This is a genomic window from Leptolyngbya sp. CCY15150 (assembly GCF_016888135.1).
GTDB lineage: Bacteria > Cyanobacteriota > Cyanobacteriia > RECH01 > RECH01 > RECH01.
Genome location: NZ_JACSWB010000173.1, coordinates 17,557 through 38,847, shown reverse-complemented (window position 1 = coordinate 38,847; position 21,291 = coordinate 17,557). Strand labels below are relative to the sequence as shown.

Here is a 21,291-nt window from a genome sequence, read left to right as displayed (position 1 = left end):
GAACCTCGAATCATTCCTCCAAGAAAGCTTGTTGGGTCAAGGCTTTGGCAATCGTAAACCGGAAGGTTGAACCCTGTCCAGGTTGAGACTGTACGCCGATCGTGCCATGGTGGCGTTCCACAATCTTTTTGCAAATGGCCAACCCAATGCCCGTACCGGAATATTGACGGCGGGTATGTAGCCGCTGAAAGATGATAAAAATGCGATCGGCATATTGGGGATCAATGCCAATGCCATTATCTTGCAGGGTAAACAGCCAATAGTCGCCCAAGTCTTCCACCGTAATCGTAATCTCTGGGGAGCGATCGCTGCGATATTTGATGGCATTGCTCACCAAGTTTTGCAGTAAACGGGTGAGCTGGTTGAGATCCGCCGTGATGGTGGGCAAGGGATCGTAGTGAAGACGAGCTTCGGCTTCAGCGATCGCGGCATCTAGATTTTTCTCGACTTGCTGCAACACCTGATTGAGATCAAGCTGTTCAAGGGTCAGCTCACCCCGCCCAACTCGGGAATAGCTGAGCAAGTCTTGAATGAGCTGCTGCATATAGCTGGCCCCATCCACAATGTAGTGAATGTATTTGTCTGCCCGTTCATCAAGCTGTTCCTCGTAGCGCTGGGCCAGGAGTTGGGTGTAGCTGGTAATTGCCCGCAGCGGTTCTTGTAGATCGTGGGATGCAATATAGGCAAACTGCTCTAGCTCTTGGTTGGAATGCAAAAGCTGCTGGGTGAGGTTTTCCCGCTCCATAATTTGGGTTTGCAGATAGGCATTCACATCAGCCAATTCCATTGTGCGCTGCTGAACGCGCAGTTCTAGCTCATCCCGCGATCGCCGCAGTTCTTCTTGCACCAGCTTGATATGGCTAATGTCTTTGATCAGCGCCATGTAGTTGGTGATCGTGCCTTGCTCATCGTAAAGAATGGTGGGCGTGACGATCACGGGAAAACGCTGACCATTCTTGCGCATAAAGATGAGTTCAACATCATCCAGTTCCTGGCCGTTGGCCAGCGTTTGGGCCGCCGTCATAATCGTGGCCTGCTCCTCCGGCGGCCAGTAGGGATGGGGCATCGCCGTACCGATCAGCTCATCGCGACTGAAGCCGGTCATATCACACAGGGCTGGGTTGACGTCCAGATGCACACCTCGGTGATCCAGCAGGGAAAAGCCATCCTGTAGATTAGCAATGAGATTTTCGGAAAACTCCTTGCTGGTACGCAGCGCCTTTTCTGCCCGAATGCGATCGCTAATATCCAAGCAGGCACTTAACAAACAGGGTTGCCCCCCCAGCTCAATGCGTCCCGAGGACAGCAGCATAGTTTGAACGTCTCCCCCCTGAACTTGGGAGTGGATCAGCATATTTTGCACATGCCCCTTGGCTTGCATGGTCTCCAAAAAGGCCTGGCGCTCTTGGGAGGAGTTCCAAAACTGCATGTCTTCTGAGGTGCGGCCAATCGCCTCTTCGCGGCTAAAGCCGGTGTTGGCAATCCAGGCCTCGTTGACGGCAATATGGCGGCTGTCGGGATAGGAGGTAATGCTTAAGGGAATGGGGCTGGCATTAAAGGCCATGGCAAATCGCTCTTGGGACGCCCGCAGCTCTTGCTCAGCCTGCCGTCGTTCTGTGACATCCAGCACCAAGGACAGCATAGAAATGAGCTGTCCAGAATCATCAAACAAGGTGGAGTTATACCACTCACAGTAGATCACCTCTCCGGTTTTGGTGAGATTGCGATTGTGGCAAACATTGTGAGGCTGATACCCCGAGAGCAGGTCTTGCATCACGTGATTGACTTGATCGATGTCGTCCTCATAGATGAAGGGCCAATCATTAGGATGCTTATCCACCACTTCTCCAAATTTCCAGCCAAAAATTTCACTCGTCCTCGGAGACCATCCCTGAACCTGAAAATGGCTGTTCCATTCAATTACGCCAATGGGAGAGTTTTCGATCAGCGAACTCAGTCGCTGGTAGGCCTCATGCAGCTCAACCGTGCGCTCTGCCACCCGTTGCTCCAGCTCATTGCGCGATCGCAGCAGGGCTTGTTCAACCTGCTTCTTCTCTGTCACATCATGGGCGATCGCATAGATCAGTTGCTTTTCGGGCACCGCCACCGTGCGCCACGACAGCCAACGATAGGAACCATCTTGGTGGCGATAGCGATTGTCAACCTGGCTGTAGGTAGCGCTGCCGCTGGTGATGCGGCTGAGGAGCGCCTGCAGGGCAGCCTCGTCATCAGGATGAACGAAGGTGCAGCCTAACTGTCCCTGAATGGTGTCTGGACTATAGCCCAGCACATTGACAATGGCAGGGTTAACCGAGAGAAAGCGCCCCTTAAAATCTACGATCGCCATGATGTCTGGCGAGAGGTTAAAAAACTGGTTACGCTCCTCCTCTAAGCGTTTGCGATCGCTAATATCAAGCAGGATGCCGTCCCACAACATATCCCCATTGTCCTGCCGCTCAGGGCGGGCAATCCCCTGTACCCAGCAGATCTGCCCCGTAGGCAACACCATCCGCCACTCTTGCTGTATCGGCAGTTGACTGGTTTGGGAATAGTCTAGAGCTTGGGCCACTCGCTCATGATCATCGGGATGCACCATGCTCCAAAACAGAGACGGATTGCTTTGGAAGACGTAGCGATCGAGACCAAAAATGCGAATACATTGATAGCCAATAAACGGAAACGACTGCTGACCGTCCCCATGGCGAATGTATTGGAAGATCATGCCAGGAACGTTGGCAAACAGCCGTCGAAACTGCGTCTGGGCAGAGGAGAGCGCCGACGCCACTTGCTTCAGTTCCGTAATATCTTGGGCCACGATCGCCACTTGGGGGGAGACGTTGGAGTCTGTGTGATCGAGCCAAAATGCGTTCAGCAATACTGGAATGGTTGCCTGGGTGATGGCATGGCGCAGGTTGATCTCCCCGTGCCAAGCCCCCTCTGCTTGCAGCATCGGCACCATACAGCTTGATAGCACCACCTGATCTTGGGGATGGATCAAATCCGCAAGCTGCACATGGGCGATCGCCCCAGATTCTAAACCCAACAACTGCTGACCAGCCCGGTTGAGAAACTCCAGCGGGCCATGCAGCGACAGGATGCCCACCAATTCCGAGCTATTTTCCACAACTGACGCCAATTTTCGCCGTTCGCCATCTAGACAGCGCTGGACAGACATGTTGCGCCCAATCAGCAAATAGCCGGTGCAGTCTCCCTGGGGATTGTGTAACGCTGTTGCAGACACCGCCATGGGAATGCGATCGCCCGTGCGGCTAATGTAGGTCCAATCCTGTTCTTTGGGATCATTGGCAGCCAGAGGGGTTACCAACACCTCAAAGTTCGTTACTACGGGCTGTTCTAAAGCGACGGATAACGCGATCGCCCGTCTCCGTACCTCAGCCGGGCAGTAGAACAGCAACGGCGTTGCCTGACCCATCAACGCCTGAGCGTCATAGCCCAAAAGGCGCTGGGCCGTCGCATTCATGGTTTGAATCCGTCCCTGGGTATCCGTCGATAAAATGGTGAAATCGGCATGGTCGAGAATTGCCTGCTGGAGCCGCGTGAGGTCTCGCAGACTGGATTCCATGCGCTTGCGCTCTGTCATATCGCGGACAATCACCAGCACTTCATCCGCCCCACTTTTCACCACCCGCGCTTCTTCATGGATGACGCCTTGGGGGCCGACTGTGTCGTATTCATAGACCTGTAGCTGCTCTGTATCAATAGCTTGGCGAATATAGTGCAAACGTTCGACCGCCATGTCGTGTGGCAGTTGATCGGCCAGATTTTTACCTACAGGATTGTCTAGATTGCCAATAAAGGGAAAGTCTGGCGCAACAAAGATATTTAGATAGGTGCCGTTGCCATCCAGCTCAAGGATGAGATCGGGGATAGCTTCTAATAAAGCCCGCTGCTTCGCTTCACTCTTCTGCAAGGCCAGTTCAGCTTGCTTCCGTTCTGTGATGTCGATCAACATACCCATCGACCCGTGAATGCCCATGTCATCATCCACGAAGGGACTCCCGCTGACAAGACACCAAAGGGTATCTCCCGATCGCGTCTTGAACTGCAGTTCATATTGATCGCTGATCCCTTGTTGGCGCAGGGCCGATCGTTGTGCCAGGTTGTCACGATGCTCGGGAATTACCAGCGTTGACTCATGGCGGCCAATCAGATCTGCAGAGGCATACCCCAGCATCTGGCAATAGCGTTGGTTGACAAACTGAATGATGCCGTCTCCATCGACAATCACCACCCCTTCTTTCATGCGGTCAATGAGGGTGCGGTAGGTGCGATCGCTGGCTTGCAGTTGGGCTGCCAAGGATGAACAAGATGCGGAAGATACGGTATCTCCAGCCGAAACAGAAGAGGATAGGGGGTAGGTCATGGACGCTGCAGTGAGACGGCGCGATCGCGGATAGTCATCAAAATCATCAACGCTAGATGAGCCATGGCTGACACAACCAAAACTAGGACTACAGCAGCGCCCTACAGGACAAAGCCCGGCCGGCTGCTCTCTATGGGTATCTCAGTCCACTTCATCTAGCTAGGCTAGAGGATCTTAACGGCGTGCTCCCACCCGTAGGCTCTCAAGCAGGCGCTCCCAAGGGTTGGATCCAAGCCATAGAATCCAAGTCATAGGATCCGAATCATGATAATCCAAGCCATAGAATCTAACCCTCTTGGTCAGACATGAGGAGCTAGGCATGGGGAGCCAGATTGTAGAGTAGATTGTGGGACAGTGGGACAGACGAATCGATGATGATTGGTAAGTTCTGACTTTAAGCCTAACGCATTCACCCCGCTAAGATCCTAGGTCTATCAAAGCTTGTTATTTTCCAGAACACTATCCGTAAGAACTGGGAAATCTAAGGCGATCGCCCCTCTGTTATCTGAGATTGTACTGACAGCCTAGCTACACCTAGCTAAGGCATAACTCGCCAATGTGTCATTTATTACAGTAACCGTAATTGTGCGGTGCTGGGTTCGTCTTGATGGTTTGGGGAGGGTTGATCGAGACTCGGCTCCACCTCCGTCCAAGCGGGGTCATCATCGTTGAGCAACGCCAGCGCCGCCGCCATCATATCGCTACCCAGATCGCGCAAATCATCTCGGCTAGCAATATAGGTTTCCAATACATCTAGGGGATCCAGGCTGCGATCGCTGCGCAGTTCTGGTAGGCGTGGGCGGGCAAGCTGGCTGATTAACTCGGGATGAATGGTGTAGGTATGGGCGGCCTCCAGCGCCGTATGCAGCGCCGCAGCATCAAGCGCATCGATTTGGTCGGCATGAAGCTGATACATGAGCCGCACGACGGCATCCTGAATGGGAGCACGGGCGATCGCTTCCAGCAGCTTAGCTTGGGGCATGGCCGCATCACAAAGATTAACCCGCAGGGTGTGGAACGGACGCACCGGCAGCGGACAAAACTGCACCTCTGCGTGGCCGCGCTCTAGGTCAACCAATACATAGCCCTTATCCTCCGCTTCTTCGCTAAAGTCTACCCGCTCAATGCTGCCGGGATAGACCACCGGCGGATCCTTGCACAGTACTTGATGGCGATGCACATGCCCTAGGGCCACGTAGTCAAAACAAGGGCGGGTCAGTAGGGGCATGGGTACCGTAAACCCTTTGCCAGCCGCTAGAAAGCGTTCCGCTCCATAGCAGGCCGTATCGGTCATCAGATGGGCGAGGAGAATGGTGGGAATGCTGGGATCAAGCTGCCGGATTTCGCCTTCTAGGGCCACCCGCAGGCGATCGATCAGCAGATGATTCACCTCGGCCAACGACAGTCCCTCGGTTTGTGGACGGGTCAACAAGGTCGAGGGCGTCAACCACGGCAGGGTAATCACCTGCACATCGCCGTGGCGGGTCGTGATCGGGTGGGTTTCGAGGCGATCGCCCACTACAAAGCCCGGTACGCCCAAGGTACGGTAAATGCAAAGGCTGGCTCCGCCCTGCCCTTGGGCATGTTGGTCATGGTTGCCCACCAGCAGCACCGTAGGAATATCCGCATCTACCAAGCGACGAAACTGCCGAGCAAAGGCTTCTTGCACAAAGGGCGGCGGCGTGGCATCGGGAAACGCATCGCCACCAAACAGCACCAGATCGACCGGTTCAGCGATCGCCCGGTCGATGCAGCGAGATAACGTACTCACAAAATCTTCTAGGCGGGTATTCAGACCCGTTGCTGGGTTAATGCGTCCATGGGAGAAGCCGCTGCCTAGATGGATATCCGATAGGTGCAGTACTTTGATCATCAAGCCCCCTCAGGGAACAGAACATCCGCCTTCTGTCCTGGTTATACCGTATTTTTGTCGCGATGGAGCAGGGAGCCTCATCAATCCCTCAACAAGAGGGTCTATTTGTGAAGCTGCTGTATGGATTCAGCGATTAAAACCGATTTCAAGATCAGGATTTTTCTACCCTAAATTTTTCGAGTCTTTATCAGCCACCATCATCCGGTAAAGATTTGCTGAAGGGAGGGCGATCGCTATATTCAAACCTCCGTAGTTATCGCTAGGATGCATGGCATGAAGGTGCATGATTAAGACAGCATTCAGGTAAATCTTACTTACCCATCAAGGGTCAGCCAGTTGCTCAGACCTAGGCTTGCTGGGCCGATAGCCAACGGTTGGATCCTTCTCTCTTCACGGACTTGATGCCATGGGAACTTACAAAAATGTTATGGAACTGCTCACCGAGGAAGCTGTTGAATGCCAGTTAAAACAACTGCCATCTCGGGTGTCAGCCTATATGAAAGTTGATGAACTGGTCGCCTACGCTCTCAACCAACTGCCCTCCCTCTACGCAACGACCGAGAAGGGGCTGAAGTATCAATTGCGCAGAGGGCGTAGCCACTATGGCCAGCAGATTAATCAGGCCGTACAACGGGCGATCGCTGCCGTGCAGCGCGACCCGATTCGTAGCCAGACTCCCCTTTCGGATGTCGAACAGACGCCCCAAAAGGTGCTGCAACAGATGCGCACCCTGTTTCAGGATGACTCCTTGAACTGGGATACCGTACCCAGCTTAGTTGAGCGGGCCCTGCGCCAAGATAACCATCAGCCTGCCTCTGCCAAAGCAGAACTATACACAACATCTCACCGTCAGCAGGCTTGGAACGACCTGGATCAACCGCCTCGCCGCCCGCCTAGCGTAGCGAACCATCGTCCCTGGCGACATCCCTTTGCCGATCGCTTGCCCGATAGTGCAGCCAGCCAACCGCTAGAATCCCTAGAGGCTCAAACCAGCTCCACCATTAATCTCGACGTGGTACCCCAACCTGTGACGCGATCGCCTGAAGATTTTACCGACTGGAGCCATCCGTTATCTCAACTTTAGCTGACACCCTATGCAGCATCTTAGCCATGCCAATTTAATATGCAGCAGCCTTGGATGTAGGGTGTGTTCGCGAAGCGTGACGCACCACAAGCCCTGTCAATGATGCGTTAGCTGTCGCTAAGGCATCCTAAAATAACGTGCTTCTTTAAAGAAGTGTGGCATAAAAGGATCAGATATTGATACATAAGATATTGCATCCTAAAAGCTAGAATCAATCATCTGGAGTTACCGAAACACCCATGGAGGTAGAGCATAACGTCACAGCGTTAGCTTTTATGTTAATCTCCTCTAGAAAAGCTCGATCATGTTCTTCAATGACCATCATAGTAATGATTATGGGCGTATCAGGCTCAGGCAAGACGACCATTGGCCAGCGCGTAGCCGATGCTTTGAACTGGGAGTTTCTCGACGCCGATGATGTTCATCCAGCCGCCAATATTGACAAAATGCGGCGAGGGCAACCCTTAGACGACAGCGATCGCGCCCCATGGCTTGCAACCCTTGCCGATATCCTATCTGAACGGGTCACCCAACAGCGCCCGACTATTTTAGCCTGTTCTGCCCTCAAGCAATCCTATCGCGATCGCATCCAGCAAGGTTGTCATCACGTATCTATTATTTATCTCAAAGGCAGCTACGATGTGATTTACCATCGGATGCAACAGCGTAGCCAGCATTTTATGGAGGTAGATTTGCTTGCTAGCCAGTTTGCCATTCTAGAAGAACCCGAAGACGCGTTGGTGGTTGCCTTGGATCAACCCCTCGATGCTATAGTTCAAGCTATTCACACCCATATCGTCAATCTCGCCCTTGTGTCCATGGACGGACAGACGGACTAGGATGGCGATCGCTCCTATCCCACCGACCATGCTATGACCTCCCTCGACTTCTATCCGCCAACGCTACGTCCATGGCTGGTACGCCTGATTCAGTGGAATGCTGGGTGGATAGCCCGCTGGCTTTACTGGATTGATCTGGAGGTTGCGCCGGAACATCTGCAGCATTTGATCAACCTCAAGGGCGATCGCATCCTCTTATTACCCAATCATCCCACCTTTCATGATCCTGTGGTGATGTTTATACTGTCGGCTAAGGTAAAGCAGCCGTTCTACTACATGGCCGCCTATGAGACCTTCGATAATCCCAGCACCATGTTTCTGATATCGGCAGGCTTCAAGCCCTTGCACCGATTGGCACAGTCAGGCTACGTGACTAAGGGACTACGGTGGCTGCTTCAGCAGTTGGGGATGTACTCCATTCGCCGTGGCTTAGCCGATCGCCCCAGTATTGCCCAAACCTTAGCGCTGTTGACCGAGCCAGCCTGCCACTTGGTGATCTTTCCTGAAGGCGGCTGTTCCTTCCAAAACGATACGGTGATGCCCTTTCGATCCGGGGGCATTCATATGGCGTTCCAAGCGTTGAATAAGTACGCCAAGACCCAGGAAACCATTCCTAATCTCTATGTGGTGCCTGTGAGCATCAAATATCACTACACCGACGAGACCCAACCGATTATTGAGCGATCGCTCCAGGGACTAGAAACTCACTTTGGCATCATTTATGAACCAGATACCCAACCTGATGACTATGGGCGTCTGAGAGCGATCGCTGAACGGGTCTTAAGCACCATTGAAGCTGACTATGGACTAACTCCACCAGACTCCCTGCATCAAGACTGGAACGATCGCATTCATGTCTTGAAACACCGGGTAATTGAAGCCTGTGAGCAGCAGCTATCGATGACCTCAGCGCCCGGAGACTTCATCCGCGAACGGGTCTACAAAATTCAGCACCGGTTGCGCACCCAAGCCAATGCCGTCGATCAGCAATTGGACTGGAGCTACAGTTTAGTAGAAAAGACCATGATTCGCCTGCTCAATTTTGATGCTATCTATGATGGCTATGTTGGTACCCATCCAACCCCTGAGCGCTTTCTCGACACCTTGATCCGCCTAGAGCGCGAAGTGTTTAATATCGATCAACCCCCGCCCAAGGGGCACCGGATCGCCCAAGTGTCTATTGGAGAACCCTACAACTTAAAAGATAGGTTGGACGAGTATCAACAGGAGCGATCGGCAACGGTGGATCATGTCGTAGCCAAGGTTCACGCCGCCGTAGTTCAGGATCTAGAGGTGATGTCCAAGGTATGTCAACCAGACTCCTGATCGTTGCGGAATAGACATCTATAGCCATCATTCCATGGGTTAGAATGCCAAGACAGTCTAGAGATGTTGGAAAGTTGGCGTTGCTGAATGAGGCTATGAAATTAGAACGTGATCAGGATGCTCATACTCACAACTCATTCACTATCAAGGTAAGCGTCTCGCTCACGTTCTCTAGTGCAAATCATATATCGATTCAGCAATGCCGGAGCAATTAGCTAGGGCGTATTTTAACCAAGCTGAAGACAGCTATGTATTGAATCAGCCTAGACTTCAGCCTAGATTCAGTCAAGCTAAATTAAATAAAACAGCATTCTCATTAAGATAGCCAACTGCCACAACAGGTATTTTGGTTATCCTTATTTAAATTAGAGATTAAAGACCGGCAAAATAAATGCTGCAATGATGCCGCCTATGACGATAACTTCAGTCACCGTTAAGGCTAGGCTAGAGTGTTTTGCCTTAATTCCTCGCAGCCAAGAACGCGGACTATCTTGCTCCCGAGTCTTAATCTTAACTATAGATAACAATAACGGTACTCCTCCCACCTTGGCTCCCAGTAGCACATGTAGAGCAAGGGATAAAAACATCACTCCCCAGGATATTAAGTGGGCTAGGTACCAAACATGATAGGTCTCACCTGCTGGAAGCCACTCTTCTTTCATCATACGTCCCGTCACTACAGCACCTGTAGAGGCTAATAACATCAATGTATTGGCGAGGCGATGAGTGGAGATCCAGCCCAAAGGTGTATTGAACTGGAGTACTTGCTTGAACGATTGCTCTTGACCTAATCGATGAAATCCTAAATGAAAGCTATAGAGAGCAAAGATGGGAAGAATCAACAAGAACGTCAGTCCAAACGTGCCATGAATACCTTGAATACTCTCTAGCTTAGGTAAGCCAATACTTCCCCAACGCCCATCGTAAGTGTTGTAGACCCAAAATCCTGAAATCAAAGCCAGGATAGTTAAAACTGCAACTGAACCATGCAGGATTCGCAGTAAAGCAGGCTGATATGGACTGGACGGTGGCATGCGGGAAAGAGCTTAAATGTGTATGCCGTGAATTATAGCAGAACTAGCATGGTGTTCCCGTCTCTTGATAGCTGCGGAACAACTGTTGTTATGAAGCCTCAAGCCTTCAGGTATTGAACTAGATGTTGATCAAGTCTTTGACTTACTTGGCCAATCTAGGTGCTTCTTTGACCTCTTGTCACCGGCTCTTGATGCACATCTTCTCTAGCAAACGTGAGTTCGACGGATGTACTCTTACCCTATACGTCGTGGGGGGCTAGGCGAAGCCTTAACGCACCGTGTAATCAGGCTTAGATGTATGACGCTGCCACTTTAGCGAAGCCGTGCGGCAGGCTATACGCCATCTTCCCATCCATAGAATTCTCGACTCATAACGCTATCGAACTCAGGTTCTATCAACCTACAGAACCTAGTCCCAGCTATCCGATCGCCCCCCTACTAGGCCAAGAGAACACTTTGCGTCATGCTATGTAGTGCTAGGCAGATGTGCCCAGGGGGCGATCGCTAGCAACGATAAGGTAGACGTAAGGTATAGGAGAGGTGTTATGTTGTCAGGAACAGATCCCGTCAAGCTGATGAAACAGCAGGTTGGCTTCACGGCCGCCGATCGCGTGCAGTCGGGTGCCATTGTGGGTTTAGGAACCGGTTCAACCACCGCCTACGCCATTCAGCGCTTGGGCGATCGCCTTAAGTCTGGTGACCTGAAAGACATCAAAGGGATTCCCACCTCCTTTCAGGCGTCGGTGTTGGCAAAACAGTATGGCATTCCTCTCACCACCCTGGATGAAGTCGATCGCATTGATGTGGCCATCGACGGGGCCGATGAAGTCGATCCCCAAAAGAATTTGATTAAGGGCGGTGGTGCGGCCCACACCCGCGAGAAGGTGGTGGATTCCTTAGCCGAGCTGTTCATTGTGGTGGTGGATAGCTCCAAGCTGGTGACCGCCTTGGGCACCACCTTTGCCCTGCCGGTGGAAGTGTTACCCATGGCGATCGCTCCGGTCACCCGTGCGCTAGAAGCCTTGGGTGGCACCGTGGAGCTGCGTATGGGTGTGAAGAAGGATGGCCCGGTGATTACCGACCAGGGCAACATGGTGCTCGATGTCACCTTTGCAGCGATCGCCAATCCAGCGGAGATGGAAGTGACGATTAATAACATCCCCGGCGTGCTGGAAAACGGGCTCTTCGTCAATGTCACCGATGTGGTGTTGATTGGCGAAATCAAAGACGGCGAGGCCATCGTCCGGGAAATGTAGCCTAGGTTCGGCTTAAGACAAACAGGCTGCCGCCATTGCCCCGTCCGATGCGCAGATCGCCATCCAAGTAGGTGACATCTAACCAAGCATCTCGATTAGAGGTATCAATGGCCACATCCAAGGCAGCCAACCGTTTCCCCGACTGCAGGGTTTGGATAAACCCCTCGGGGGATCGGTACCCCAAAAATCCTGCAAATCCCACCACGGAGCGATCAAACTGCACCTGCACCCGCTGCTTGGAGACCGGTTGAAACACCGCCGCCACACTCACCACAGCGCTAAGCAAGGGCAAGCCATACAGTTCGGCAATATTATAGATGCGCTGCTGGTCTGGCAAAATGTATTGATAAATTTGCCCAAGGCGACAGAGCGGAATTTGCTCAAACCGCAGCAGATCTTGACTGGTCGTGTAGAGCAGTCGCCAGTTGCCCTGCAATAATTCTGGGGCCGCTAGGGGCTCGGGGGTGGGGTTGCGTTCCTCTAAACGGGCGATCGCTGCCTGAATGGCCTGCTGATCTGCCGCTGTTGCCAGCACGCCGCGATTTTTACCTGCGATCGCATCCAGTAGTTCCGTTTTACCTAACATGGTTAGCCCTCGTTGATCTCGTTGATCGATCAGACCCAGCATCGCGTAGCCCAAGACCGGTAACATGCAGCATTGACCTGAAAACACCCCTCACTTTCGAAATTCCTATCTATCAAAGCGGCCGACTATGCAAACCCTGATGTTAATATTTTGCATGGCTTCCCGTAACGATCGCTGAGATCTGTCGTAACCTACGGGCGTAACCCATGGGCTCAACGACAGCCTTTTGTAAATCCTAGGCTAAATTCCCCTGATCAAGGAAGAAACCTAGTGTCAGTAGGGATAACATCTCCGCTGCGATCGCCCCAGGGTAGCTGCCTGAGTCTCGTCTCAATATCATCTAGTGTTAATCGCTAAGGTCACTCCCATGAAAAACAATCCAGCCCTACGCGAGTCGCCTCGCAGTCAACCCGCCGGTGTGATTCCGGCCCAGCGTGATGCTTCTATCTTGGACTGGCTGGAAGGCACCAACCGTCTTTTGGAACGCGAAACGGTAGGGATTCCATCTGGCCCTGAGGAAGAAGAAGAAATCACGGAACTCATGGATAGTAACGATGATAGCTTCGACGATGACGACGATGATGATCTCGATCTAGACGACTAGTCAGCAACGTCAGCGGGCTTGTTCCGATCGCTCCCTGCTGATCCCAGGCGGCGATGCGAGTTCCATAAGCCTGTAGAATGCAAGTCAATACCTTGGGCATCTTGCCTAGGCGGAGTGAGGAATAGAGGACGCTATCTCAGATATCACCTTTGATAGACCTGAGATAGGCGGAAGATCGTTCCGGTGGTGTGAGTTGTGTTGGTGTGAGGAAACCCAATCGTGGATGCAAAAATTAGCAGACTGGAGCAGCAAAGGCTAGGTAAGCTGTCTGGTACCGCTCTCCTGTGGATGCTGTTCTCGTTTTTGAGCCTAGCCGCAGCCATGCTCGACTGGCAGGCTGAGCGGCTGTTGAGCCCGGTGTCTCTCTTGCTACCTCTTTGGGGTGTGGGCGCGATCGCTGCTGTCCTAGGTCACTGGGTCGTACCGATGTTGCGATCGCTGAAGGCAGGGCAGATTATTCGGGAAGACGGGCCCCAGGCTCACCTGCGTAAAACCGGCACGCCGACCATGGGCGGCATCTTCTTCATTCCGGCAGCGATCGCCCTAGCGGTGGTTTGGTCAGGTTTTTCGCCTGAGGTTATGGCCGTCTCTGCTCTGACCTTGGCCTACGCTGCCATTGGCTGGATCGACGATTGGCAAATTCTGCGCCGTAAGTCGAACAAGGGCATCTCCCCCCGCACCAAACTAGCGCTTCAGGTGGTAGCGGGCGGTCTCTTCTGCCTATGGCTCTACACCCATCAACCTGTTGATGTCACCTATCTGGCTCTGCCCCTCGGCTGGGGAATTCCCCTAGGTCTACTATTCTGGCCCATTGCCTGGTTTGCCCTCGTCGCCGAAAGTAATGCCACCAATTTGACCGATGGCGTCGATGGTCTGGCGGCTGGCACCAGTGCGATCGCCTTTTTGGGCTTAGGTGTCCTAGCTGCCCCCACATCCATAGGGCTGTTAGTTTTCTGCGCCTGCATGGCGGGCGGCTGCTTGGGCTTTTTGATGCATAACCGCAACCCAGCTCGGGTCTTCATGGGCGATACCGGCTCCCTGGCCCTGGGCGGTGCCTTGGCGGCGGTGGCCCTGCTCAGCCAAAACCTCTTCAGCCTGCTGATTCTCGGCGGTATTTTCTTGGTGGAAACCCTCTCGGTGATTGCCCAAGTCGGCTACTACAAAGCCACTAAAAATGAGCAGGGTATCGGCAAACGCCTCTTCAAAATGTCTCCCCTCCACCACCACTTCGAACTATCGGGCTGGGCAGAAACCCAGGTGGTGGGCCGGTTTTACCTAGCGGGTGCAGTGTTGGCGATCGCTTGCCTACTTCTACAAGCCGCCCACTGGGGGTAACGCCCACCAGGGTTGCACAACTAAAAGAACGTATGTTCTAATAGACAGAACCCATGTATTAATCGCTGACCCTAGGGGGTACAGCGCCATAGGCTGGAATGCTTCCAGATATACCACTCGGTTCTGTCATACAAGGCTCCCTCAGCCACGGGCTGGATGTACGACTGCATCCAGGCATTTCGGTTGAGGATATGCGAGTCGGCAAGTTTCTAGTGATCCAAGGGGTGCGATCGCGCTTTTTCTGCATGTTGACCGACGTCACCCTCTGCGCCGCTAGTCCTCGCATTTTGGCCAACCCCCCCGATCCCAGCAACATCTATTTGCAAGAGGTGTTAGCCGGCACCGGCACCTACGGCACCATTAGCCTGACTCCTATGCTGATGTTTACGCCCTCAGGCGAGGGTGCTGAAGGGTTTGCCGCAGATGAATCTGTTGCCATGAGCCTGCTGCCCGTCAAAACTATTCCTGGACATTTCAGCCAAGTCTACGATGCCCTAGAGCGCGACTTCCGCACCGTTTTTGGCTGGGAAGACGATCCCCACCGCCACAACTTTTCCATTGGCCGCCCCATTGATATGGACGTGCCCATTTGCATAGACCTGGATCGCTTCGTGGAGCGTAGCAATGGCATATTTGGCAAGTCGGGTACTGGCAAATCCTTCCTCACCCGATTGCTGCTATCGGGCATCATCCGCAAACGGGCCGCCGTCAACCTGATCTTTGACATGCATTCGGAATATGGCTGGGAAGCCGCCAAGGAGGGCAAGCAGTTCAGCACCGTCAAAGGTCTGCGGCAATTGTTTCCCGGCCAGGTGCAGATCTACACCCTGGATTCGGCTTCCACCAAGCGACGAGGGGTGCGCGACGCCCAAGACCTCTACATCAGCTATGACCAAATTGATGTTGAGGATCTGATGCTGGTGCGGCAAGAGCTGAACCTATCGGAAGCTAGCCTGGAAAATGCCATCATCCTGCGCAACGAGTTTGGCAAAACCTGGATTACGCGCCTGCTGTCGATGAACAATGAGGAGATCCAGGAATTTTGTGAGGTGAAAATGGGCAGTAAGTCGTCCATTATGGCCCTGCAGCGTAAGCTCACCCGTCTGGATGATTTGAAATACCTGCGCCATACCTGCCCCCACAATTATGTGGATCAAATTCTGGCATCCCTAGAAGCCGGAAAACATGTGGTCGTGGAGTTTGGCTCCCAGTCTAATCTGCTGTCCTACATGCTGGCGACTAATGTGATTGCCCGCCGCATCCATGCCAGCTATGTCCGCAAGTCAGAAACCTTTTTGCAAACCAAAAACCCCAGCGATCGCCCCCGACAACTGGTGATTACCATCGAAGAAGCCCATCGCTTTCTCGATACAGCCACCGTGCGGCAAACCATCTTTGGCACCATTGCCCGGGAGATGCGCAAATATTTTGTCACCCTGCTGGTGGTCGATCAGCGGCCATCGGGCATCGACAACGAGGTGATGTCCCAGGTGGGTACCCGGATTACGGCTCTGCTCAACGATGACAAAGATATTGACGCTATTTTCACCGGTGTATCGGGTGGGCAGAATTTGCGATCGGTCTTGGCTAAACTAGACTCCAAACAGCAGGCCTTAATTCTCGGCCATGCCGTACCCATGCCCGTGGTCATCCAAACGCGTCCCTACGATGAGACCTTCTACGCAGAGATTGGGGAGGCAGACTGGGAACAAGCCTCCACCGACAAGGTTCTCAAGGCTGCCAAAACGGCTAAAGCTGACCTGGGTTTCTAATAGGTGTTGCTGAATGAGGCTAGGACATCGGAACGGGAAATGCCCACACTTTCAACTCATTTACCCTCAAGGTCGTATGAACGTCTCGCTCACGGTTCCTTGGCGAAAAGGGTCGATTCAGCAACGCCTTCTCATGAATGTGACCTATGGATGTTGACCGGCCAACACCGTCACTGTCTTTTAGACCAGCCTAGGAAGCGTCACACCCTGCCCGCCGCCTCAACCTGATGACAGGTACGGTTATTACTGTGCAATCTCCGTACCTAGTACCTACGGCTAACTTGGCACTATTGATATCAAGATGGTTCGTTGCCTACCTAGTTCATCCGTCTTCACCACCTGTTTCCCAATAGCTGAGCACGCTGTTTCGATGAGTTGAGACCCTATGGATGCCATCTTGTGTTCAACAAAAATGCGCCAATTGGGCAAACTATCTTGCAAGACTCCATCAAGTTCACCCTTTAGGATGAGTCCAGACGCCTTTACGCAACCCTAAACTTGTATTACGATGGAGTCAAGTCGAAGTCATAATGAATTCGTTTAGTTGATGTGATAGCAACACCGAGTTTATCCAGAACCTTGCACGTTGTTGCCCCAGGTTATGACTTCGAGATTCGCCACTACACCTGATGTCAAGAGTCTGGATTAGGCAGCTCAAAGGCTGTATTACCGTCATCTCGTTTAGCTTGCATAAGCCATGATGTTCGCCAGTTGAGCGATCCCCTCGCCAACACATTATCCTGTTCACCTGCTTTTCCATGACCCCAGCGTTCTGATGAACCTGAGATGTCGCTGAGAGGTCTGTAGTTAAGATTCACCCTGTTATTCGTTTCCTAGCCACCCATTGCAACGCAGGCGTTTTTCCTCTGCGGTTGCCTAGCGTTTCCCTATAGTCATGTATTCGTCTCGACGGAGCACCGATCAGTCCCATGCCAACTGCAAATCTTAATGCCAGTCGCTCTACTACCAAGTCCGCACCACCCGCCTACACGGCTGATATGGTGCGTACCTATCTTCATGAAATTGGTCGTGTTCCCCTACTAACCCACGAGCAAGAAATTGTCTTGGGTAAACAGGTGCAGCGGATGATGCATTTGCTAGAGGTCAAGGAACAGCTTACTGAATCTCTAGAACAGGAACCCACGGATGCAGAATGGGCAGACCAGGCCCAAGTATCTGAAGCGGAGCTGCGGGATCAGTTGCAGAAAGGTCACCGCGCTAAGCAAAAAATGATCGAAGCCAACCTGCGTTTGGTGGTGGCGATCGCCAAGAAGTACCAAAAGCGTAACCTAGAATTCCTTGATTTGATTCAAGAGGGCACCCTAGGTCTAGAGCGCGGGGTTGAAAAGTTTGATCCCACTAAGGGCTATAAGTTTTCCACCTACGCCTACTGGTGGATTCGTCAGGCGATCACCCGAGCGATCGCTCAACAGGCTCGCACCATTCGCCTCCCTATCCACATTACCGAAAAGCTGAACAAGATCAAAAAGGTGCAGCGAGAGCTCACCCAGCAGTTTGGTCATAGCCCGACGCCTGCAGAAATTGCCAAGGCTCTGGAGCTAGAGCCCGATCAAATTCGGGAATATTTGACCATTGCCCGTCAGCCGGTTTCCCTCGATCTACGGATTGGCGATAACCAAGACACCGAACTGCAAGATCTGCTAGAAGATGAAACCGCTTCGCCAGAAAACTACACCACCCATGAACTGCTGCGGCAGGACATTGCCAATCTGCTCGACGAGCTTACCCCCCAACAGCGGGAAGTGCTCAGTCTACGATTTGGCTTGAGCGATGGCTATGAGCTATCCCTAGCCAAAGTTGGTCAGCGGATGAACATCAGCCGGGAGCGGGTGCGGCAGCTTGAACGGCAAGCGCTCAACCATCTACGGCGACGCACCAACAACATGCGGGGCTACCTAGCCAGCTAGGGGCCAAATAGGGGCCAAATAGGGAATTAAGAGGGCGATCCTGGGATGATAGATCCCGGCGATCGCCCTCCAAGTGTTAACTATTAATGCAAGCAGATGTTTTGACTATCCTTTTCCTGGTAAAACTTCACCTGAGATTGCAATTGTTTATAAAACCAGAAGGAGACATCTCTTGTTGACAACCCTATTAGCCGCTGTTCCGCCAACCTTAGAGTGGAGTCCAAAAGTTGCGATTGTTATGGTCATTTGCAACATCTTGGCGATCGCATTCGGTAAATACACGATGAAGTATCCTAGCGAAGGCCCAGCCATGCCATCTCCCAACCTTTTTGGTGGATTTGGTCTACCGGCTGTGTTAGCTACCACCAGCTTTGGCCATGTGTTGGGTGCTGGCGTCATTCTTGGCTTGGCGAGCTTCGGCGCACTGTAGCTCTCGATTGCTCTAGTCTTTCTATGCCCGTCGATGATAGTTGATCATCGGCGGGCATTGTGTCAGTTAATTGTGAACGGTTAATTGTGAACGATGTCAATTGATTGACACTCTACAAGCCATTCTCAGGATGAACATCTTGCCCGAGCCGAGAACCGCATCGTAGGGTGCCAGCGCTCCAACGTTGACATCGGTCTTGGTTGCTCCTGCGACTTTTCTCCTGCGATTGGCCTGGACGTAGGAGCGCCGTTGGGAGCATTCCCACGCCCAGCGTAGGAACGATAGGTCTGCCCCGATCGGGTTGAAAAAAGCATGAATAGATGGCTGGGAAAAGCTACGGGTCAACATGAGAATTGCTGCCCCCTACCTGTCAATCGAGCTTTCTCTCCCCAACATCGTCACGAGTCTTAGGTCAGGATATCCTGGGAAGAGGCCAATGAGGGCTGGGGCAACGTCCTAGAATAGGATTGAGCTAACCCAATGATCTGCGATCGCCCGTTGAGAGTTGCAGCAGCATCTATCCCGATGATTCACCTCTTGAGAGAATGTTTCCGATGAACGATTCCACCACATCCCCTCTGTCTACGCCATCCACCATGCCCTCGTCGTCCGATAAGGTTGAGTTATCGGTGCGCCTAGATGCCGATTTGCTAGATCAAATTAACCATCTCACCAAAGATCCTAGCAAGGTCATTGAAGTTGCCGTTCGCCAATGGCTATCTGGCGCGAACCGCCGGGATGACGACCTCACCCGCACCCTGCGCCGCAATCCTCCCGTGCCGCCCAAGGGCGAATGGAATGATTGAGCGAGCGTCTCGCACCCTGCAAACACCAAGCATTGGATGGAGAGATGGGAACCATGGCTCTTGCATCCCGGTCTGGTTCTAAAGTTCAAGCTATCACCTCACTGGAGGAGATAGGGCCTTGCATCGCGATAGTTGCTTAATTGATTGGGGTACGCTTAGCTTGGCAGGGAGAAACCGGCTCTGAGCTATGGTTAGACCCCCATTGTGAATTGCTTGTGGGTTAGATACTTCATGACGTTACCCAGTCAGTCTTCAGTTTCAGTCGATGACGCATTGGCCCCAGCGCCTCAGACGGAGCGCTCAAGCCTTGAGCCAGATTTAGTGCTGACTCAAGATGAGCTGGGCGTCATCTGTTCCTGCTACTGGCGCGATCGCAGCCAATTGTCTGATCTCACGTCAGTCGATACGGCTGTTATACTGCCCATTCGCCCCGAGATTTATCACGCCAAGGTGCAGCAAACCCTGCTCCAGTCTGTTGCCCAAACGCTGCGATATCCCTTTCTCCATGGCGATCGCTACCTGTTAATCGATGGGGTCATGAGTCCGGTGTTGCTGCCAGGGCGATCGCCCACCCACGTGATGGTGATGGGTTGGGTCTGGTGCGAACTGTCGGAAGCAGAAGCGATCGCCCATGTGGAAGCGCTCCCCCCTGCTGAGGCTCTTCAGCCCCACGGCTATCAACGCGGCCTTTCCCAGGTGGCCTGGAACGTGCGTCGCACCCTCAACCTAGACGCCATTTGGCAAAAAACCGTGAACGGGCTAGGGGAAGTGCTGGGTGTAGCCCGCTGCCTAATTTGCTCCTATGAAGCTGGGTATCCTGACATTGCAGTCACCGCAGAATATTGCCAGCCTCAATGGGACTCTGCATTGGATATTCGTCTACCGGTGACTCCCGAGAGTATGGCCCACCGGGTTTTGACGACCCTCCATCCCCAGGTCTTGCCCGCTGAGTCGTTGGGGTTAATCGGTCAACAGCCCCCTGTTTTAGCGATCGCCACCTGCCATAAAGATCAGCCTAATGGATTGATCTTGCTGCAACATGCCGCCATGGAGCGAGAGTGGGGTGCCTTTGAGATTGACAAAATCCAAGAGCTGGCCAGCCAAATTGGCACCGACATTGCCCATGCCAAGCTCTATGCCGAAAGTCAGAATCTCGCTACCGAGCTGCGGGAAACCAACGATCGCCTGCGGGAAAAACACCAAGAGCTAGAAGAAGCCCGCACCCAAGCGGAGGAAGCCTCCCGGCTGAAGAGCGAATTTTTAGCCAATACCTCCCACGAGCTGCGCACACCGCTGAATGGCATGATTGGCTTCCTGAAGCTGGTGCTAGACGGCATGGCCGATGATCCCGAAGAGCAGGCTGAGTTCATTCAAGAGTCCTACAACTCGGCGGTGCATCTGCTGAATATCATCAACGATATTTTAGACATCGCCAAAATTGAGGCTGGCAAAATGCAGCTTGACCTCAATCCGGTGAACCTAGACGACTTGATGGAAAACGTCACCAAGCTCACCCGAGGGCAGGTTGCCCAGAAAAGCCTCAGCTTTGAGATTCTCACCCCAGCTAGCCTAGAACCGGTGGTGCTCTACGGCAACTACCAGCGGTTGCTTCAGGTGATGCTGAACCTCGTGGGCAACTCCATCAAATTCACCCATGATGGCGGTATTACCATCACAGCCGATATTATTCCCGAGAAAACGGTTGTGCAGGGCCAGGAAAAGCCTGGCATTGTGAAAATTAGCGTGGCGGATACCGGCATTGGGGTATCCCTGGAAAAACAAGACCGACTGTTCCAAAACTTTAGCCAAATTGATGGCTCCCGCACCCGCCAGTATGGCGGCACCGGTCTGGGACTGGTGATTTCCCAAAAGCTGGTGGAGGCCATGGGCGGAGTGGTAAGCTTTTTCAGCCTAGGGGAAGGGCTAGGGTCTACCGTGACCTTCACCGTAGCGCTTTATCAAGACCCGATTATGGTCTCAACGCAGTCGGGAGATGCGTAGCCCAGCGTTGAGGTGTAATACAGTTCACAGGCA

The 21,291-nt window shown here is 52.8% G+C and carries 15 protein-coding genes; 11 read left to right on the top strand and 4 right to left on the bottom strand.

What is annotated here, in order from left to right; translation table 11 throughout:
* Positions 1-10 precede the first annotated feature (10 nt).
* Together JUJ53_RS11760 and sbcD are read right to left on the bottom strand one after the other, a co-directional pair.
* Positions 11-4,384: a PAS domain S-box protein gene (locus tag JUJ53_RS11760; protein ID WP_204152211.1), complete on the bottom strand. Its 4,374-nt coding sequence runs from the start codon at positions 4,382-4,384 to the stop codon at positions 11-13.
* Between the two features lie 568 nt (positions 4,385-4,952).
* Positions 4,953-6,257 (bottom strand): exonuclease subunit SbcD, encoded by a 1,305-nt coding sequence (gene sbcD, locus JUJ53_RS11755; RefSeq protein ID WP_204152210.1) that lies wholly within the window; start codon positions 6,255-6,257, stop codon positions 4,953-4,955.
* A gap of 406 nt (positions 6,258-6,663) precedes the next feature.
* Here sbcD and JUJ53_RS11750 point away from each other — a divergent pair, with 406 nt between their 5' ends.
* The 3 genes from JUJ53_RS11750 (at position 6,664) to JUJ53_RS11740 (ending at position 9,506) form a co-directional block, all read left to right on the top strand.
* Positions 6,664-7,341 carry a late competence development ComFB family protein gene (locus JUJ53_RS11750; RefSeq protein ID WP_204152209.1) on the top strand — a complete coding sequence of 226 codons (678 nt, stop codon included), beginning with the start codon at positions 6,664-6,666 and terminating at the stop codon, positions 7,339-7,341.
* Between the two features lie 335 nt (positions 7,342-7,676).
* On the top strand, positions 7,677-8,180 hold the full coding sequence (locus JUJ53_RS11745) for a gluconokinase (RefSeq protein WP_204152208.1): 504 nt from the start codon (positions 7,677-7,679) through the stop codon (positions 8,178-8,180).
* A 33-nt stretch (positions 8,181-8,213) separates the two neighbouring features.
* The gene (locus tag JUJ53_RS11740; protein WP_204152207.1) at positions 8,214-9,506 is read left to right on the top strand and encodes a lysophospholipid acyltransferase family protein; all 1,293 of its coding nucleotides are present in this window, start codon (positions 8,214-8,216) and stop codon (positions 9,504-9,506) included.
* Positions 9,507-9,871: 365 nt separating this feature from the next.
* Here JUJ53_RS11740 and JUJ53_RS11735 read toward each other — a convergent pair whose 3' ends face one another.
* Entirely contained in the window at positions 9,872-10,540 is a 669-nt protein-coding gene (locus tag JUJ53_RS11735; RefSeq protein ID WP_204152206.1) for a cytochrome b/b6 domain-containing protein, read from the bottom strand.
* A 545-nt stretch (positions 10,541-11,085) separates the two neighbouring features.
* Here JUJ53_RS11735 and rpiA point away from each other — a divergent pair.
* Positions 11,086-11,796, top strand: a complete 711-nt coding sequence (gene rpiA, locus JUJ53_RS11730) for a ribose-5-phosphate isomerase RpiA (RefSeq protein WP_204152205.1) — start codon at positions 11,086-11,088, stop codon at positions 11,794-11,796.
* A 1-nt stretch (position 11,797) separates the two neighbouring features.
* Here rpiA and JUJ53_RS11725 read toward each other — a convergent pair whose 3' ends face one another.
* Positions 11,798-12,382, bottom strand: coding sequence for a PAP/fibrillin family protein (locus JUJ53_RS11725; RefSeq protein WP_204152204.1), 585 nt, complete (start codon positions 12,380-12,382; stop codon positions 11,798-11,800).
* Positions 12,383-12,749: 367 nt separating this feature from the next.
* Here JUJ53_RS11725 and JUJ53_RS11720 point away from each other — a divergent pair, with 367 nt between their 5' ends.
* The 7 genes from JUJ53_RS11720 (at position 12,750) to JUJ53_RS11690 (ending at position 21,258) form a co-directional block, all read left to right on the top strand.
* Positions 12,750-12,986 carry a DUF3134 domain-containing protein gene (locus JUJ53_RS11720; protein ID WP_204152203.1) on the top strand — a complete coding sequence of 79 codons (237 nt, stop codon included), beginning with the start codon at positions 12,750-12,752 and terminating at the stop codon, positions 12,984-12,986.
* 219 nt (positions 12,987-13,205) lie between these two features.
* Positions 13,206-14,321, top strand: a complete 1,116-nt coding sequence (mraY, locus tag JUJ53_RS11715) for a phospho-N-acetylmuramoyl-pentapeptide-transferase (protein ID WP_343327941.1) — start codon at positions 13,206-13,208, stop codon at positions 14,319-14,321.
* A 98-nt stretch (positions 14,322-14,419) separates the two neighbouring features.
* Positions 14,420-16,093 (top strand): ATP-binding protein, encoded by a 1,674-nt coding sequence (locus JUJ53_RS11710; RefSeq protein WP_204152202.1) that lies wholly within the window; start codon positions 14,420-14,422, stop codon positions 16,091-16,093.
* A gap of 929 nt (positions 16,094-17,022) precedes the next feature.
* Positions 17,023-18,021, top strand: a complete 999-nt coding sequence (locus tag JUJ53_RS11705; protein WP_204152201.1) for an RNA polymerase sigma factor, RpoD/SigA family — start codon at positions 17,023-17,025, stop codon at positions 18,019-18,021.
* A 172-nt stretch (positions 18,022-18,193) separates the two neighbouring features.
* Positions 18,194-18,451 carry a photosystem I reaction center subunit PsaK gene (gene psaK / locus JUJ53_RS11700; RefSeq protein ID WP_239124999.1) on the top strand — a complete coding sequence of 86 codons (258 nt, stop codon included), beginning with the start codon at positions 18,194-18,196 and terminating at the stop codon, positions 18,449-18,451.
* 554 nt (positions 18,452-19,005) lie between these two features.
* On the top strand, positions 19,006-19,257 hold the full coding sequence (locus JUJ53_RS11695) for a hypothetical protein (RefSeq protein ID WP_204152200.1): 252 nt from the start codon (positions 19,006-19,008) through the stop codon (positions 19,255-19,257).
* A 231-nt stretch (positions 19,258-19,488) separates the two neighbouring features.
* On the top strand, positions 19,489-21,258 hold the full coding sequence (locus JUJ53_RS11690) for an ATP-binding protein (RefSeq protein ID WP_204152199.1): 1,770 nt from the start codon (positions 19,489-19,491) through the stop codon (positions 21,256-21,258).
* Positions 21,259-21,291: the final 33 nt, after the last annotated feature.

Coding starts and splice junctions, on each gene's coding strand:
- JUJ53_RS11720 (WP_204152203.1), top strand. CDS start 12,750: ATGAAAAACAATCCAGCCCTACGCGAGTCGCCTCGCAGTCAACCCGCC.
- JUJ53_RS11745 (WP_204152208.1), top strand. CDS start 7,677: ATGGGCGTATCAGGCTCAGGCAAGACGACCATTGGCCAGCGCGTAGCC.
- JUJ53_RS11750 (WP_204152209.1), top strand. CDS start 6,664: ATGGGAACTTACAAAAATGTTATGGAACTGCTCACCGAGGAAGCTGTT.
- JUJ53_RS11725 (WP_204152204.1), bottom strand. CDS start 12,382: ATGTTAGGTAAAACGGAACTACTGGATGCGATCGCAGGTAAAAATCGC.
- JUJ53_RS11695 (WP_204152200.1), top strand. CDS start 19,006: ATGAACGATTCCACCACATCCCCTCTGTCTACGCCATCCACCATGCCC.
- sbcD (WP_204152210.1), bottom strand. CDS start 6,257: ATGATCAAAGTACTGCACCTATCGGATATCCATCTAGGCAGCGGCTTC.
- JUJ53_RS11705 (WP_204152201.1), top strand. CDS start 17,023: ATGCCAACTGCAAATCTTAATGCCAGTCGCTCTACTACCAAGTCCGCA.
- JUJ53_RS11710 (WP_204152202.1), top strand. CDS start 14,420: ATGCTTCCAGATATACCACTCGGTTCTGTCATACAAGGCTCCCTCAGC.
- JUJ53_RS11740 (WP_204152207.1), top strand. CDS start 8,214: ATGACCTCCCTCGACTTCTATCCGCCAACGCTACGTCCATGGCTGGTA.
- JUJ53_RS11735 (WP_204152206.1), bottom strand. CDS start 10,540: ATGCCACCGTCCAGTCCATATCAGCCTGCTTTACTGCGAATCCTGCAT.
- rpiA (WP_204152205.1), top strand. CDS start 11,086: ATGTTGTCAGGAACAGATCCCGTCAAGCTGATGAAACAGCAGGTTGGC.
- JUJ53_RS11760 (WP_204152211.1), bottom strand. CDS start 4,384: ATGACCTACCCCCTATCCTCTTCTGTTTCGGCTGGAGATACCGTATCT.
- JUJ53_RS11690 (WP_204152199.1), top strand. CDS start 19,489: ATGACGTTACCCAGTCAGTCTTCAGTTTCAGTCGATGACGCATTGGCC.